This is a genomic window from Streptomyces sp. NPDC006743 (genome assembly GCF_040703815.1).
Classification (GTDB): domain Bacteria; phylum Actinomycetota; class Actinomycetes; order Streptomycetales; family Streptomycetaceae; genus Streptomyces.
Map to the genome: position 1 here is coordinate 160,508 of NZ_JBEYJA010000009.1, position 13,611 is coordinate 174,118.

A 13,611-nucleotide genomic window follows, 5' to 3' on the forward strand; every position below is an offset into this window, starting at 1 on the left:
GCCGGAAGGAGGCATGCCCGCGGATGATCCGGTCACGGGCGGCCGGTCACGCCGGTTCGGGGGTCACCCGTTATCCGATTTTGACATGGGGATTGCCCTGAACGGCGCAGCCCGAATGGCAAGATGCGTCAATCACACGAGGTCGCGACACCCGAAGGTGTGTGTTCTCGTCGACCCATCGGCATCTCCACCCATCCGCCGGAGGAACCCACCATGACCGCACGCTCCACCCGTCGTACGACCGCCGCGCACTCCCGTCTGGCAGCGGCCGGTGCGATCGCGGTCGCAGGCGCCCTGCTCCTCACCGGCTGCGGTGACCAGACCAAGAACAAGGACACGTCCTCGGGCGGCTCGTCCTCCGCAGGCTCCGCCCCGCTCGCCGGCAAGCTCCCGGCGGAGATCCGCGACAAGGGTGTCATCAAGGTCGGTTCCGACATCGCCTACGCGCCGGTCGAGTTCAAGGACAAGTCGGGCAAGGTCGCCGGACTCGACCCCGATGTCGCCGCCGCCCTGGGCAAGCAGCTCGGCGTGACGTTCCAGTTCGAGAACGGCACCTTCGACGCCCTGCTCACCGGCATCCGCTCCAGCCGCTACGACATCGCGATGTCGGCGATGACGGACAACAAGAGCCGTCAGCAGGGTGTCGACCCGACCACCGGCAAGAAGGTCGGCGAGGGCGTCGACTTCGTCGACTACCTCCAGGCCGGCGTCTCCATCTACACGCGCAAGGGCGACACCGGCGGCATCAGCTCCTGGTCCGACCTGTGCGGCAAGAAGATCGCCCTGGAGCGCGGCACCGTCTCGCAGGACCTGGCCAAGGCCGAGGCCAAGAAGTGTCCGGCCGGCAAGAAGCTCACCATCGAGGCGTTCGACGACGACCAGCAGGCCCAGACCCGTCTGCGCTCGGGCGGCGTGGACGCGGCCTCCTCCGACTTCCCGGTCGCCGCGTACGCGGTGAAGACCTCCGGCGGCGGCAACGACTTCCAGATCGTCGGCCAGCAGGTCGAGGCGGCCCCGTACGGCATCGCCGTCGGCAAGAGCAACACCCAGCTGCGCGACGCGCTGCAGGCCGCGGTGAACGCGATCATCAAGAACGGCGAGTACCAGAAGATCCTGGAGAAGTGGGGCGCCCAGGACGGCGCCGTCAAGGAGTCCGCCATCAACGGCGGCAAGTGACCGCGCCCGAGCGGCCGCTGAGAGGCGACATCCGTGACTGCTGACATCGACAGGACGACGGGGCCCGAGGGCGCCCCCGCCACCGGACCCCAGGCGATCAAGGCCATACCGGTGAGGCACTACGGGCGCTACGTCACCGCGCTCGTCGCGATCGCGATCCTGGTGGCGATCGTCTACGCGTTCGGCCAGGGCAAGATCAACTGGCACGCCGTTCCCGACTACTTCTTCGACGACCGGATCACCACCGGCGTCGGCAAGACCCTCCTGCTGACGGTCCTGTCGATGCTGATCGGCATCGTCGGCGGCATCGTCCTCGCGGTGATGCGCCTGTCGAAGAACCCGGTGACCTCGGCCATCGCGTGGTTCTACATCTGGTTCTTCCGCGGCACCCCGGTCCTCGTCCAGCTGTTCCTCTGGTTCAACCTGGGCCTGGTCTTCGAGTACATCAACCTGATGCCGTTCTACAAGGACTACTGGTCGAACTTCATGACGCCGCTGCTGACGGCGCTGCTCGGCCTGGGCCTGAACGAGGCGGCGTACATGGCGGAGATCTGCCGCGCCGGCCTGCTCGCCGTGGACGAGGGCCAGACCGAGGCCGCCCACGCGCTGGGCATGAGCCACGGCAAGACCCTGCGCCGCATCATCATCCCGCAGGCGATGCGGGTGATCGTGCCGCCGACCGGCAACGAGGTCATCAACATGCTGAAGACGACCTCCCTGGTGGCGGCCGTCCAGTATCCGGAGCTGTTCCGCTACGCCCAGGACATCGGCCAGGTCTCCGGTGCCCCGGTGGAGATGTACTTCCTCGCCGCCGCCTGGTACCTGATCATGACCTCCGTGCTGAGCGTGGGCCAGTTCTACATCGAGCGGTACTACGCCCGCGGCTCCAGCCGCGCCCTCCCGGCGACGCCGTGGCAGAAGGTCAGGGCGCACCTGACGTCCTTCTCCAGCAGGAAGGTCACGGCATGACCGACAAGCTCACCAAGCAGGACTCCCCCGCGCCCGCCGCGGGCGTGGCGATGGTGAAGGCCGAGGGCGTGCACAAGTCCTTCGGCCAGGTCGAGGTCCTCAAGGGCATCGACCTGGAGGTCAGGCCGGGCGAGGTGTTCTGCCTCATCGGCCCCTCCGGCTCCGGCAAGTCGACGTTCCTGCGCTGCATCAACCACCTGGAGAAGATCAACGGCGGCCGGCTGTACGTCGACGGCGAACTGGTCGGCTACCGCCAGCACGGCGACAAGCTCTTCGAGCTGCGCGACCGCGAGGTGGCGATGAAGCGCCGGGACATCGGCATGGTCTTCCAGCGTTTCAACCTGTTCCCGCACATGACGGCCGTCGAGAACGTCATGGAGGCACCGGTCCAGGTCAAGGGCGTGAACAAGGGCGAGGCCCGGGAACGCGCGATGCAGCTGCTGGAGCGGGTGGGCCTGGCCGACCGGGCCGGGCACTACCCCTCCCAGCTCTCCGGCGGCCAGCAGCAGCGCGTGGCCATCGCCCGTGCGCTGGCGATGGACCCGAAGCTGATGCTGTTCGACGAGCCGACCTCGGCGCTCGACCCGGAGCTGGTCGGTGACGTCCTCGACGTCATGCGCGACCTCGCCGAGTCGGGCATGACGATGGTCGTCGTCACCCACGAGATGGGCTTCGCCCGCGAGGTCGGCGACAGCCTGGTCTTCATGGACGAGGGGGTGGTGGTCGAGTCCGGCCACCCGCGTGAGGTGCTGACCGACCCGCGGCACGAGCGCACCCAGTCGTTCTTGTCGAAGGTCCTCTGAGGCCCTGCGACCGGCGCCGCGCCGCGCACGCGCAAAGGGCGGTACGGAGACTCCGTACCGCCCTTTGCGGCCTCGTACCGCACCTTCGTGCGACCGGAGGCCGCACGTCCTCACTTCAGCGCGAGCAGCAGCGTGTCCGAGGGCGAGCACCACACCGGCCGGGCCTCCGCGAAGCCCTTCTCGCGCAGCACCCGCGCGTGCCAGGCGGCGGAGGGCATGTCGCCGTCGGCGTGCTCCCCGTAGATCTCGAAGCGGCGGGCGGTCGGGGCGGCCAGGACCGGGTCCTCGGCGGCCACCTGCCACCACTCGGCCCAGTCCAGGGCGCCCTCGCGCTTGGCCGCGTCCATGCGCGCGTGCCGCTGGGCGCGTTCGGCCGCGTTGATCCGCGGGGTGGTCTCGTCGATCATGTGGTCCGCGTTCATGAAGACACCACCGTCGCGGACGAGTCGCGCGACCTGACCGTAGAGGGCGGCGAGGGGTTCGCTGTGCAGCCAGTGCAGGGCGGTGGCGGTCAGGACGGCGTCGTAGGAGTCGTACGGCAGCTTCGCCGTCCAGTCGGGCTCCTTCAGGTCGGCGGTGACGAAGGAGACCCGTCCGTCGCCCTCGAAGGTGCCTTCGGCGATGGCGAGCAGTGCCGGGTCGAGGTCGACGCCGGTGCTGGTGGCGCCGGGGAAGCGGGCGAGGAGGCGGGCGGTGACGGTGCCGGTGCCGCAGGCGAGGTCCAGGACCCGCGGCGCGTCCCCGACCAGGGCCTCCACCATGTCGAGCATGATGCGGAAGCGGTCCTCCCGGTCGGGCATGTACCACTCCTGCTGCCGGTCCCAGCTCTCCTGCCAGGCCCGCCAGTCCGTCCCCGCGGCCATGACGTCCCCGCCCGTGGCGGTCATGCCCGTGCCCGTCGTTCCCGCCCCCTTCACGTCCGTGCCCGCCGCCGTGACGTCCGTGCCCGCGTCCGTCATCGCAGTCCTCCCTCACTCCACACTCGCGTAATACCCTGGATCCACGACCGGCTGTTACAAGGCCGTGCCCGTCACCATAGAGCGCCCGCGTAAGGACTACAAGTGGAACTGGCCTATTACTCGGATTACGCCGTACGTCTCGTCAACAGCGAGGAACCGGCCCGGGGCAAGGACGTCCTGACCACGGTGGAGGCGGTCCGGGACCTGTTCGGCGCCAACGCCTCGGCGGCCCGCCGGGCCACGGAGGCCGACGTCACCCGCTTCCGCTCGGTACGGGCCCGGCTGCGCGCCGTCTTCGAGGCGGCCGACCAGGGCGACGAGACCCTCGCGGTAGCCCTGCTGAACTCCCTGCTGCTGGAGTTCCCGGTGAGCCCGCAGATCTCCGGGCACGACCACCGCGACGACGACGGCCGCCCGCTGTGGCACATGCACCTGGCCGACCACCCGTCCAACGCCACGGCGGGCTACGCGGCGATCGCCGCCATGGGCCTGGCCTTCCACCTGACCGAGTACGGCGTGGACCGTCTGGGCCTGTGCGAGGCGGCCCCCTGCCGCAACGCCTACCTGGACACCTCGACCAACCGCTCGCGCCGCTACTGCTCCGACCGCTGCGCCACCCGCGCCAACGTGGCCGCCTACCGCGCCCGCAAACGCCTGGAGGCCGACCGGTCGGCGAGCACCGGCCTGACGGCCGACAGCGCCCAGCGCACCCGCGCGAACGGCGAGCGCTGAACGTCCCGGCGCGGCCGCAGGCGCAGCCACACCTTGCCCAGCACCAGTTCCTCGGGCACGGTGCCGTAGTCGGTGCTGTCCCCGCCGGCGTACGCGTTGTCGCCGAGCACCCACCAGCCGCCCTCACGCCGCTCCACCGCCCGCTTGACGACGAGCAGGTCCTGCTGGAACGGATGGCGCAGCACGATCACGTCACCCGGACGGACGCGGGCGCCGTACTGCACCACCAGCCGGTCCCCGTGGTGCAGCGTGGGCACCATGGACGGCCCGGTCACCTCGGCCAGCCCAAGAGGCAGTACGGCACCCCTGCGCTCGCCCTCCTGCAACAGCTCCGGCATCCCCGGCACCTCCCCGGTCCGTTCCTCCACCAGTCTCAGTCTGACCCTGGACTTTTGTCCTAAGCCCCAGGGGGCACCCGCGAAAACGGGCCTTGCACGGAGTAATGTCCCACCTGAGAAGACGATCACGAGGAAGGAATGCTCCATGCTTTCCCGCCTGTTTGCCCCCAAGGTCAAGGTCAGCGCGCACTGCGACCTGCCCTGCGGTGTGTACGACCCGGCCCAGGCCCGCATCGAGGCGGAGTCGGTGAAGGCCGTCCAGGAGAAGATGGCCGGCAACGACGACCCGCACTTCCAGGCTCGCGCCACGGTCATCAAGGAGCAGCGCGCCGAGCTGGCCAAGCACCACGTCTCCGTGCTGTGGAGCGACTACTTCAAGCCCCCGCACTTCGAGAAGTACCCCGAGCTGCACCAGCTGGTCAACGACACCCTGAAGGCCCTCTCCGCGGCCAAGGCCTCCACCGACCCGGCCACGGGTCAGAAGGCCCTGGACTACATCGCCCAGATCGACAAGATCTTCTGGGAGACGAAGAAGGCCTGAACTCGAGGCTCGGTCCGGTGACCGGCGGTCGGTGCACCACCGCGGGCCGCTCCGGACAGTGAAGGGCCCGGCCGTACGGCCGGGCCCTTCGCCGTGGACGGGTCCGCCCGGCGGCCGGCGTGCGATGCTGGCCGGGTGATGTCGCGAGAGGATCTGGTCCGGTTGCGGCGGGCCCGGGACCGGATGGACCGGGAGTACGCCGAGCCCCTGGACGTGGCGGCGCTCGCGCGGACCGCGCTGATGTCACCGGGGCACTTCCAGCGCAGTTTCCGTGAGGCGTACGGGGAGACCCCCTACACCTACCTCATGACCCGGCGCGTCGAGCGGGCCAAGTCCCTGCTCAGGCGGGGTGACATGAGTGTGACGGAGGTGTGCCTGGCGGTCGGCTGCACCTCGCTGGGCTCGTTCAGCTCACGCTTCACCGAACTCGTCGGCGAGACCCCGAGCGCCTACCGCGCCCGCTCGCACGAGGAGAGCGCGGTGATCCCGGCCTGCGTGACCCGCGCCTTCACCCGCCCGAGACGCACGGGACCCCCGCCCGGGCCCTAGCCAGGGTCCGCCCGGGAGGTCTGTCCGGCGGATCAGGCCGCAGGCCTCGGCGCTGAGGCCGCCGGGCGTCGCGAGCCGGTGAAGCTTTCCGGTCACAGCACTAGCGTGGTGTGTATGGATCTCAAACTCCGGCAGTGCTTCATCGCCGTGGACGACCACGACAAGGCGCTCACCTTCTACCGCGACGTGCTGGGACTGGAAGTCCGCAACGATGTCGGGTTCGAGGGGATGCGGTGGGTGACCGTGGGGTCGCCGGCGCAGCCCGATGTGGAGATCGTCCTGGAGCCGCCCGCGGCCCATCCGGACATCTCCCCCGCCGACAAGGAGATCATGGCCCGGCTGCTGGCCAAGGGCGTGCTGCGGGGCGTCAACTTCACCACGAGCGACTGCGACGCCCTCTTCGCGCGGGTCCGGGAGTACGGCGCCGACGTCGTCCAGGAGCCCATGGACCAGCCCTACGGTGTACGGGACTGCGCGTTCCGGGACCCGGCCGGGAACATGCTGCGGTTCATGCAGCGCGCGCGGGAATGAACGCGCCGCCGGGTCCCGCGGACGGGGTTCTCCCGCCCGCCCGCGCCCGCGCCGCGCCCTACGATCCCGTCCATGAGCATCCGCTGGACGTACGCCTTCCTCGACCGGCCCGCCGGGCACTTCGGCCGTGCCCTGGACTTCTGGTCGGCCGTCACGGACACCCGGCCGTCCGAACGGCAGGGTGAGGACGACGAGTTCGCCACCCTGGTCCCGGTGGATCCCGGCGTCGACGCCTGCGGCAAGGTGCAGGCCGTCACGGACGGCCGGGGCGGCGCGCACCTCGACCTCGCCGTCGACGACGTACCGGGCCTGGTCGCCGCGGCCGTACGGCTCGGGGCCACGGCCGTCGCCGCGCACCAGGGGTGGGCCGTCCTGCGCTCACCGGCAGGGCAGTTGTTCTGCGCGGTGCCCTGGCGCGGGGAGGCGGTACGCCCGCCCGTCGTCCGCGGCACCCGCCTGGACCAGGTGTGCCTGGACGTCCCGCCGTCGGCCTTCGCCGGCGAAGTCGCCTTCTGGAGCGGCCTCCTGGAGGGCTGGGAGTCGCGGCCCGGCTCCCGGCCCGAGTTCCACGTGCTCGAACCGCCGTCCGGGCTGCCGGTCCGGGTGCTGCTGCAACGGCTGGACGAGGAACGGCCCCCCGCCGCCCATGTGGACCTGGCCTGCGCGGACATCGGCGCCACCCGCGCCTGGCACGAGCGCCTGGGCGCGACCCACGTGGCTGATCACCCGCAATGGACGGTGCTGCGGGACCCGGCCGGCGGGGTGTACTGCCTGACCGGCCGGGACCCGGAGACGGGCGGCCTGCCGTAGCGGGCTCCGAACGGCGTGTCTCCTCCCGCCCGGCCGGTGCACGGGGGGGGCGGCGCAGAAGATCGGCGGGGGCCGGCTGCCGGTGCGGTGAGAGGCGGGTCCCGCACACCGTGGGGCAGTGCGGGACCCGCCGACCGGAGCCCCGGGTCCGCGCGGGGTCAGGAACCGTGCGCACCCGGGGCCGCCGGAATCTCGTGCGCGTTCAGCTGCTGCGCCGGGTCACGAACTCGGCCAGCGCCAGCAGGCCCCCGGCGGCGGCGGGGTCCGGGACGGCGCGGGAGAGCTCGTGGACGGCCTGGGCCATCCGGTCGGCCGCCTGGGACTGCGCCCAGTCCCGGCCGCCGGCCCGCTCCACCGCCAGCGCGGCGCGCTCCTCCTCTCCTTCCTGATGCGGCCGGGCGTACAGCTCGGCGAGTTCCTCGGCCGCCGGCGTGCCGGAGGTGAGTGCGGCGACCACGGGCAGGGACTTCTTGCGGGCGGCGAGGTCGGCTCCGGCCGGCTTGCCGGTGCGGCGCGGGTCGCCCCATATGCCGATCACGTCGTCGATGAGCTGGAACGCCAGCCCCGCCTGCCGGCCGAACGCGTCCAGCGCCTCCACCTCCTCCTCGCCGGCCCCCGCGTACAGCGCCCCGGCGGCGCAGGCGCAGCCGATCAGCGCCCCTGTCTTGGCCTCGGCCATGGCGAGCACCTCGGGGAGGGTGACCTGGTCGGGCGGGCGCCGCTCCAGGGCCGTGTCCGCGTGCTGGCCCGCGCACAGCTCGACGACGCAGGACGCGAGCCGGGAGGCGGCCGCACGCGACGCCGGATGCGGGTCCTCGGCGAGCATCCGCAGGGCCAGCGCCTGCAGGGCGTCCCCGGCGAGGATGGCGTCGGCGTCACCGAACACCGTCCACGCCGTGGGCCGGTGCCGCCGGGTGGCGTCCCGGTCCATCACGTCGTCGTGCAGCAGCGTGAAGTTGTGGACCAGTTCCACCGCCGCCGCGGCCCGGGCGGCCCCGGCTCTCGCCGCCGGTCCGCCGAGCGCGGCGGCCGCGGTGAGCACCAGGGCCGGACGGATCGCCTTGCCCGCGTTTCCCGCGGTCGGTGTGCCGTCCGCGTCCTCCCAGCCGAAGTGGTAGCTCGCGACCCGGCGCATCGAGGCGGGCAGCGAGGCGACCGCGGAGCGCAGTTCGGGGTCGAACGACACCCGCGCCCGTTCCAGGATCTCCGCCGCGTCCTGCCCGTCCCACGCGCCTTCCTGCCCCCGGCAGCCGCCCCCCGGGCCACCGGCGGCGGTCTCGGAGCCGTCGGGGCGGCCGGGTCCGGCGGGGCGGGGCAGCGGCTCCACAGGCGCCGCCCCTTCCTGCCGCGCCGTCGGCGCGCCGCCCCGCGCGCCGGGCGGACGGGGTGTCGTCCCCGTCATGAACTCCGCCATCCGCTCCCCCTCGGAGACTGCGAGAACCGTGACGTCCGCCCGCAGGGCACCGGGCGCCCGCCGCCGGGGTGTACTCCCCGGCCCTTGGGGCGGGGACACCGGTGACCGGCGAAGGGCCTCAGCGCCAACGCCCGACCTCGATGTTCTCCAGCACACCCAGGGCGTCCGGCACCAGGACCGCCGCCGAGTAGTAGGCCGTCACCAGGTACTTGATGATGGCCTGTTCGTTGATGCCCATGAACCGCACGGACAGGCTCGGCTCGATCTCGTCCGGGATGCCCTTGGCGCGCAGCCCGATGACGCCCTGGTCGTCCTCTCCGGTGCGCAGCGCGATGATCGAGCTGGTCCGCGCCTCGGTGACCGGGATCTTGTTGCACGGGAAGATCGGCACCCCGCGCCAGGTGGGGATCCGGTTGCCGCCCATGTCGATCGTCTCGGGGACCAGCCCCCGCTTGTTCAGCTCGCGGCCGAACGCGGCGATGGCACGCGGGTGGGCGAGGAACAGTTTGGTGGAGCGGCGCCGGCTGAGCAGTTCGTCCATGTCGTCGGGGCTCGGCACCCCGTCGTGCGGCTGGATCCGCTGGTCGTACTCGCAGTTGTGGAGCAGTCCGAAGTCACGGTTGTTGATCAGCTCGTGCTCCTGGCGCTCCTTCAACGCCTCGACGGTGAGCCTGAGTTGCTGCTCCGTCTGGTTCATCGGCTGGTTGTAGAGGTCGGCCACCCGCGAGTGGATCCGCAGGACGGTCTGGGCGATGCTCAGCTCGTACTCGCGGGGCCGGGCCTCGTAGTCGACGAAGGTGTGCGGAATGTCCGGCTCGCCGCTGTGCCCCGCGGCCAGCTCGACCGCCTTCTCGCCGTACTTGTTGGTGCGCTGCCCGGGGATCGAACGCAGCCGCCCCAGGTGGGCGGTGAGCGAGTCGGCGCGCTCGGCGACCTGCTGGAAGTCGTGCCGGGACAGGACGAGCACGGTGCACGCGGTGGCGGCGCGGACCGTGTGGTCCCACATGGCGTCCGGGTCGAGCAGCGCCTGTTCGCCGAAGTAGGCGCCGTCGGCGAGGACGCCGAGGACCTGGTCGTCGCCGTAGGGGCCGGTGCCGACCTTCTCGGCCCTGCCGTGCGCGAGGAGGTAGACCTCCTCGGCCTGGTTCCCGAAGGAGGCGATCACCTGTCCGGCGGCGATCTCACGCTGCCTGCAGCGCTGGGCCAGTTCGGAGAGCACGTCGTCGTCCTCGTACCCGCGCAGCACCGGCAGCTCGCCGAGTTCGGCGGGGATCACCTCGACGCGGTCGCCGGTCTTCACGAAGGTGATCCGGCCGTCGCCGACCGCGTAGGTGAGCCGCCGGTTGACCCGGTACGTGCCGCCCTGCACGTCGACCCACGGCAGCATGCGCAGCAGCCAGCGTGAGCTGATCTCCTGCATCTGGGGTACGGACTTGGTGGTGGTGGCCAGGTTCCGCGCGGCCGCGGTGCCGAGGCTCTGCTGCGGCCGGTCCTGCTCCGTGCGGACCTCTTCGCCTACCGACATAGAGAATTGCCCTCCCGCTCTCATGCCCGGCCCGATCGGCGCCGCGCATCGATTTGCGAGCCCCAGCCTTCCATCACGTAACGTGTCCGTGCTATTACACGAAAGAGCGGGAATGGATCACCGTCGGTCCGGGCACGCGTAGCGATCCTGTTCGATTCGTGCTCGATCTCGGTGGGGCTGGCCCCCGGATGACCACCGCCCCGCCGTCGTCCGCCGCGGCGCGGGCGCGGCGGTGCGGGCAGGGCGGCGCGGGCGCGGCGGTGCCGGGGACAATGGACGGATGACCAGCTCCGCCGTCCCCGTCCCCGACCCTGCCGCCGCGCCGGCACCGAGGCTCCCCTCACCCCTGCAGGAGCTGAGCGACGACCGGTTCGGCCGGCGCGGGCTGCGCCTGCTGCTCAAGCGGGACGACCTGATCCATCCGGAGCTGACCGGCAACAAGTGGCGCAAGCTCGTCCCGAACCTCCGGGCCGCCGCCGGACGGACCGTCGTCACCTTCGGCGGCGCCTACTCCAACCACCTGCGGGCCACCGCGGCGGCGGGCCGCCTCTTGGGGCTGCCCACGGTGGGTGTGGTCCGCGGCCAGGAGCTGGCCGAACGTCCCCTCAACCCCTCCCTGGCCCGGTGTGCGGCCGACGGGATGCGTCTCCACTTCGTCGACCGGCAGACGTACCGGCGCAAGGCCGAACCGGCCACCCTGGCCACCGTCCTGCGCACGGTGGGGGCCGCGGACGCCTTCGTGGTGCCCGAGGGCGGCAGCAACTCCCTGGCCGTGCACGGCTGCACGGCGCTCGGCGCGGAGCTGGGCGACCGCGCCGACGTCGTCGCCGTCGCCTGCGGGACCGGCGGCACGCTCGCGGGCCTGGCCGCCGGGCTGCCACAGGGCGGGCGCGCCCTCGGCATACCGGTGCTCAAGGGCGGTTTCCTGGAGGCCTCGGTGCGGGCCCTGCAGGAAGAGGCCTTCGGCGCCCGGCGCGGCACGTGGTCCCTCGACGACCGCTTCCACTTCGGCGGCTACGCCCGCACCACCCCCCGGCTCGACGCCTTCGCCGAGGACTTCGGCGCGCGCCACGGCCTGCCCGTCGAGCGCCTGTACGTCGCCAAGATGCTGTACGGGCTGCTCACGCTGGCCGAGGAGGGTGCCTTCGCGCGCGGGACGACGATCGCCGCCGTCGTGACGGGCCGGCCGTTCCCGTCGTAGCCGGGTCCACACCGAGCCACGGCTCGACGAGCCGGGTCCCCCGGGCCCGGCCGCGGGCCGGGCGGCGGCGCGAGGGCCGTGCGCGTGCGGCTACGCGGCTTCCCGGTAGGCGGCCGCCTCCTCCAGGTCCAGCCTGCGCAGCAGCGTGCGCAGCATCTCGTCGTCGATGTAGCGGCCGTCCCGCAGGCGCACGAAGACCGCGCGCTCGGCACCGATCATGTCCCGCGACAGCCTGCGGTAGGTGTCGTCGACCGACTCGCCGGTGACCGGGTTGGTCTGGCCGAGGCGTTCCCACACGGCGTTGCGGCGGCGTTCCAGGACCGAGCGCAGCCGGTCGGCCAGCGGTGGCGGCAGGGCGTTGCGCTCGTCGGTGAGCAGTTCCTCCAGGCGCTGTTCGGCCACCCGGGAGGCCTGCGCCTGGGCGTTCGCCTCGGCGAGCGTGGCGGCCTGCGTGTCGTGGCCGGGGAACTTCAGCAGGCGGATCAGCGGGGGCAGGGTCAGGCCCTGCACGACCAGCGTCCCGATGACCGTGGTGAAGGTCAGGAAGAGGATGAGGTTCCGCTGCGGGAAGGGCCCCCCGCCGTGCACCGTGAGCGGGATCGAGAAGGCGATGGCCAGGGACACCACGCCCCGCATGCCCGCCCACGCGGTGACCATGGCACCTCTCCAGGTGGGGTTCTCCTCCCGCTCCCGCACCCGCCGCAGCAGCCTCGGCAGGAACGTCGCCGGGTACACCCACACGAACCGGGTGGCCACGACCACCAGGAAGACGGCGATCGCGTACCAGGCCGCCGCCGCTCCGGCGTACTCCTCCAGTCCCCGCAGGACGACCGGCAGTTGGAGGCCGATGAGGGCGAACACCGCCGACTCCAGCACGAACGCGACCATCTTCCACACGGCCTCCTCCTGGAGACGGGTGGCGAAGTCGACCTCCCACGCGCGGTGACCGAGGTAGAGGGCGACGGTGACGACCGCGAGGACCCCGGAGGCGTGCACCTGCTCGGCGACGCCGTAGGCGACGAACGGGATCAGCAGGGAGAGCGTGTTCTGCAGCAGCGCCTCCTTCAGGTGGGTGCGCAGCCAGTGCAGCGGCGCCATCAGCACGAGTCCGACGCCGACACCGCCGACCGCGGCGACGAGGAACTCCTCCACTCCCCCGGACCAGGTCGCGCCCTCGCCGACGGCCGCGGCGAGGGCCACCTTGTAGGCGGTGATCGCGGTGGCGTCGTTGAGCAGGGACTCCCCCTGAAGGATCGTGGTGATGCGCGAGGGGAGCCCGACGCGGCGGGCCACCGCCGTGGCCGCGACCGCGTCCGGCGGGGCCACCACGGCGCCGAGCACCAGGGCCGCGGTCAGCGGCAGCCCCGGAACGATCAGGTACGCGGCCCAGCCCACCACGAAGGTCGCGAACAGCGCGTACCCGACCGAGAGCAGCGCCACGGGCCGCAGTTGCGCGCGCAGGTCCAGGTAGGAGCTGTCCGCGGCGGACGTGTACAGCAGCGGGGGCAGCAGCAGCGGCAGGACCACCTCGGGGTCGAGGGTGTAGTCCGGCACCCCGGGGACGTAGGAGACGGCCAGCCCGGCGGCGACCAGCAGCAGCGGTGCCGGTACCGGGGTGCGCCGGGCGGCCCCGGCCACCACGGCGCTGCCCGCCACCAGCAACAGCAGCGGCATCACGTCCATCGTCCTCGCCCACCCATCGTCTCGTCCCGCCCGGATCGCCCCGCGCGGTCTTCCGCGCGGACGTCGTAATCTGGCAATCATGAAACAGTGCACGCACACCGACGCGCTGCCGCATCCGGAGCCCGGTCCCCGCAGCGAGACGTGCCCGGAGTGCCTGCGGGACGGTACACACCCCGTGCAGCTGCGGCTGTGCCTGACCTGTGGCCACGTGGGATGCTGCGACTCGTCGCCCGGGCAGCACGCCACGAAGCACCACAAGGAGACCGGCCACCCGGTGATGCGAACCTTCGAACCCGGGGAAGACTGGCGTTGGTGCTTCGTGGACCACGTCCTGGTGTGACCCGACTTTCGGACGGTTCGACCGTCTGACGTGTGGGTAC

Annotated in this window: 15 protein-coding genes; 10 read left to right on the forward strand and 5 right to left on the reverse strand. The window is 71.9% G+C overall.

What is annotated here, in order from left to right; genetic code table 11:
• Positions 1 to 213 precede the first annotated feature (213 nt).
• From ABZ719_RS10995 to ABZ719_RS11005, 3 genes are read left to right on the forward strand one after another with little or no spacing between them, the layout of a single operon-like run.
• Positions 214 to 1,176 (forward strand): ABC transporter substrate-binding protein, encoded by a 963-nt coding sequence (locus ABZ719_RS10995; RefSeq protein ID WP_366724896.1) that lies wholly within the window; start codon positions 214 to 216, stop codon positions 1,174 to 1,176.
• A 33-nt stretch (positions 1,177 to 1,209) separates the two neighbouring features.
• Positions 1,210 to 2,145: an amino acid ABC transporter permease gene (locus ABZ719_RS11000; protein WP_366724897.1), complete on the forward strand. Its 936-nt coding sequence runs from the start codon at positions 1,210 to 1,212 to the stop codon at positions 2,143 to 2,145.
• Positions 2,146 to 2,195: 50 nt separating this feature from the next.
• The gene (locus tag ABZ719_RS11005; RefSeq protein ID WP_366724948.1) at positions 2,196 to 2,948 is read left to right on the forward strand and encodes an amino acid ABC transporter ATP-binding protein; all 753 of its coding nucleotides are present in this window, start codon (positions 2,196 to 2,198) and stop codon (positions 2,946 to 2,948) included.
• Between the two features lie 110 nt (positions 2,949 to 3,058).
• Here ABZ719_RS11005 and ABZ719_RS11010 read toward each other — a convergent pair whose 3' ends face one another.
• Complete coding sequence (locus ABZ719_RS11010; RefSeq protein WP_366724949.1) at positions 3,059 to 3,835, reverse strand: class I SAM-dependent methyltransferase; 777 nt, start codon at positions 3,833 to 3,835, stop codon at positions 3,059 to 3,061.
• A 174-nt stretch (positions 3,836 to 4,009) separates the two neighbouring features.
• Between ABZ719_RS11010 and ABZ719_RS11015 the strand changes: the two genes are divergently transcribed.
• Positions 4,010 to 4,639, forward strand: a complete 630-nt coding sequence (locus tag ABZ719_RS11015) for a CGNR zinc finger domain-containing protein (protein WP_366724898.1) — start codon at positions 4,010 to 4,012, stop codon at positions 4,637 to 4,639.
• Here the strand turns inward: ABZ719_RS11015 and sodX are convergent.
• Positions 4,543 to 4,977, reverse strand: a complete 435-nt coding sequence (sodX, locus tag ABZ719_RS11020) for a nickel-type superoxide dismutase maturation protease (RefSeq protein ID WP_366724899.1) — start codon at positions 4,975 to 4,977, stop codon at positions 4,543 to 4,545. The genes ABZ719_RS11015 and sodX overlap by 97 nt on opposite strands.
• Positions 4,978 to 5,122: 145 nt before the next feature.
• Here sodX and sodN point away from each other — a divergent pair, with 145 nt between their 5' ends.
• The 4 genes from sodN to ABZ719_RS11040 all read left to right on the forward strand — a co-directional run bounded on the left by sodN (position 5,123) and on the right by ABZ719_RS11040 (position 7,408).
• A complete protein-coding gene (gene sodN, locus ABZ719_RS11025; RefSeq protein WP_004983535.1) occupies positions 5,123 to 5,518 on the forward strand; it encodes a superoxide dismutase, Ni in 396 nt (131 codons plus the stop codon).
• A gap of 138 nt (positions 5,519 to 5,656) precedes the next feature.
• Entirely contained in the window at positions 5,657 to 6,067 is a 411-nt protein-coding gene (locus ABZ719_RS11030) for a helix-turn-helix transcriptional regulator (RefSeq protein ID WP_366724900.1), read from the forward strand.
• A 114-nt stretch (positions 6,068 to 6,181) separates the two neighbouring features.
• Positions 6,182 to 6,598, forward strand: a complete 417-nt coding sequence (locus tag ABZ719_RS11035) for a VOC family protein (protein WP_366724901.1) — start codon at positions 6,182 to 6,184, stop codon at positions 6,596 to 6,598.
• A 72-nt stretch (positions 6,599 to 6,670) separates the two neighbouring features.
• A complete protein-coding gene (locus ABZ719_RS11040) occupies positions 6,671 to 7,408 on the forward strand; it encodes a VOC family protein (protein ID WP_366724902.1) in 738 nt (245 codons plus the stop codon).
• Between the two features lie 202 nt (positions 7,409 to 7,610).
• On the opposite strand, the gene ABZ719_RS11045 is transcribed toward ABZ719_RS11040, so the two are convergent.
• Positions 7,611 to 8,822, reverse strand: coding sequence for a family 2 encapsulin nanocompartment cargo protein polyprenyl transferase (locus ABZ719_RS11045; RefSeq protein ID WP_366724903.1), 1,212 nt, complete (start codon positions 8,820 to 8,822; stop codon positions 7,611 to 7,613).
• Between the two features lie 118 nt (positions 8,823 to 8,940).
• Complete coding sequence (locus ABZ719_RS11050; RefSeq protein WP_366724904.1) at positions 8,941 to 10,347, reverse strand: family 2B encapsulin nanocompartment shell protein; 1,407 nt, start codon at positions 10,345 to 10,347, stop codon at positions 8,941 to 8,943.
• A gap of 280 nt (positions 10,348 to 10,627) precedes the next feature.
• On the opposite strand from ABZ719_RS11050, the gene ABZ719_RS11055 reads away from it, so the two are divergent.
• Positions 10,628 to 11,548 carry a pyridoxal-phosphate dependent enzyme gene (locus tag ABZ719_RS11055; protein WP_366724905.1) on the forward strand — a complete coding sequence of 307 codons (921 nt, stop codon included), beginning with the start codon at positions 10,628 to 10,630 and terminating at the stop codon, positions 11,546 to 11,548.
• A gap of 90 nt (positions 11,549 to 11,638) precedes the next feature.
• Here the strand turns inward: ABZ719_RS11055 and ABZ719_RS11060 are convergent, their stop codons facing one another.
• Positions 11,639 to 13,231 (reverse strand): Na+/H+ antiporter, encoded by a 1,593-nt coding sequence (locus ABZ719_RS11060; RefSeq protein ID WP_366724906.1) that lies wholly within the window; start codon positions 13,229 to 13,231, stop codon positions 11,639 to 11,641.
• Positions 13,232 to 13,310: 79 nt separating this feature from the next.
• Between ABZ719_RS11060 and ABZ719_RS11065 the strand changes: the two genes are divergently transcribed.
• Positions 13,311 to 13,571 carry a UBP-type zinc finger domain-containing protein gene (locus ABZ719_RS11065; protein WP_366724907.1) on the forward strand — a complete coding sequence of 87 codons (261 nt, stop codon included), beginning with the start codon at positions 13,311 to 13,313 and terminating at the stop codon, positions 13,569 to 13,571.
• Positions 13,572 to 13,611 lie beyond the last annotated feature (40 nt).

Coding starts and splice junctions, on each gene's coding strand:
- ABZ719_RS10995 (WP_366724896.1), top strand. CDS start 214: ATGACCGCACGCTCCACCCGTCGTACGACCGCCGCGCACTCCCGTCTG.
- ABZ719_RS11005 (WP_366724948.1), top strand. CDS start 2,196: ATGGTGAAGGCCGAGGGCGTGCACAAGTCCTTCGGCCAGGTCGAGGTC.
- ABZ719_RS11010 (WP_366724949.1), bottom strand. CDS start 3,835: ATGACCGCCACGGGCGGGGACGTCATGGCCGCGGGGACGGACTGGCGG.
- sodX (WP_366724899.1), bottom strand. CDS start 4,977: ATGCCGGAGCTGTTGCAGGAGGGCGAGCGCAGGGGTGCCGTACTGCCT.
- sodN (WP_004983535.1), top strand. CDS start 5,123: ATGCTTTCCCGCCTGTTTGCCCCCAAGGTCAAGGTCAGCGCGCACTGC.
- ABZ719_RS11030 (WP_366724900.1), top strand. CDS start 5,657: ATGTCGCGAGAGGATCTGGTCCGGTTGCGGCGGGCCCGGGACCGGATG.
- ABZ719_RS11035 (WP_366724901.1), top strand. CDS start 6,182: ATGGATCTCAAACTCCGGCAGTGCTTCATCGCCGTGGACGACCACGAC.
- ABZ719_RS11040 (WP_366724902.1), top strand. CDS start 6,671: ATGAGCATCCGCTGGACGTACGCCTTCCTCGACCGGCCCGCCGGGCAC.
- ABZ719_RS11045 (WP_366724903.1), bottom strand. CDS start 8,822: ATGGCGGAGTTCATGACGGGGACGACACCCCGTCCGCCCGGCGCGCGG.
- ABZ719_RS11050 (WP_366724904.1), bottom strand. CDS start 10,347: ATGTCGGTAGGCGAAGAGGTCCGCACGGAGCAGGACCGGCCGCAGCAG.
- ABZ719_RS11055 (WP_366724905.1), top strand. CDS start 10,628: ATGACCAGCTCCGCCGTCCCCGTCCCCGACCCTGCCGCCGCGCCGGCA.
- ABZ719_RS11060 (WP_366724906.1), bottom strand. CDS start 13,231: ATGGACGTGATGCCGCTGCTGTTGCTGGTGGCGGGCAGCGCCGTGGTG.
- ABZ719_RS11065 (WP_366724907.1), top strand. CDS start 13,311: ATGAAACAGTGCACGCACACCGACGCGCTGCCGCATCCGGAGCCCGGT.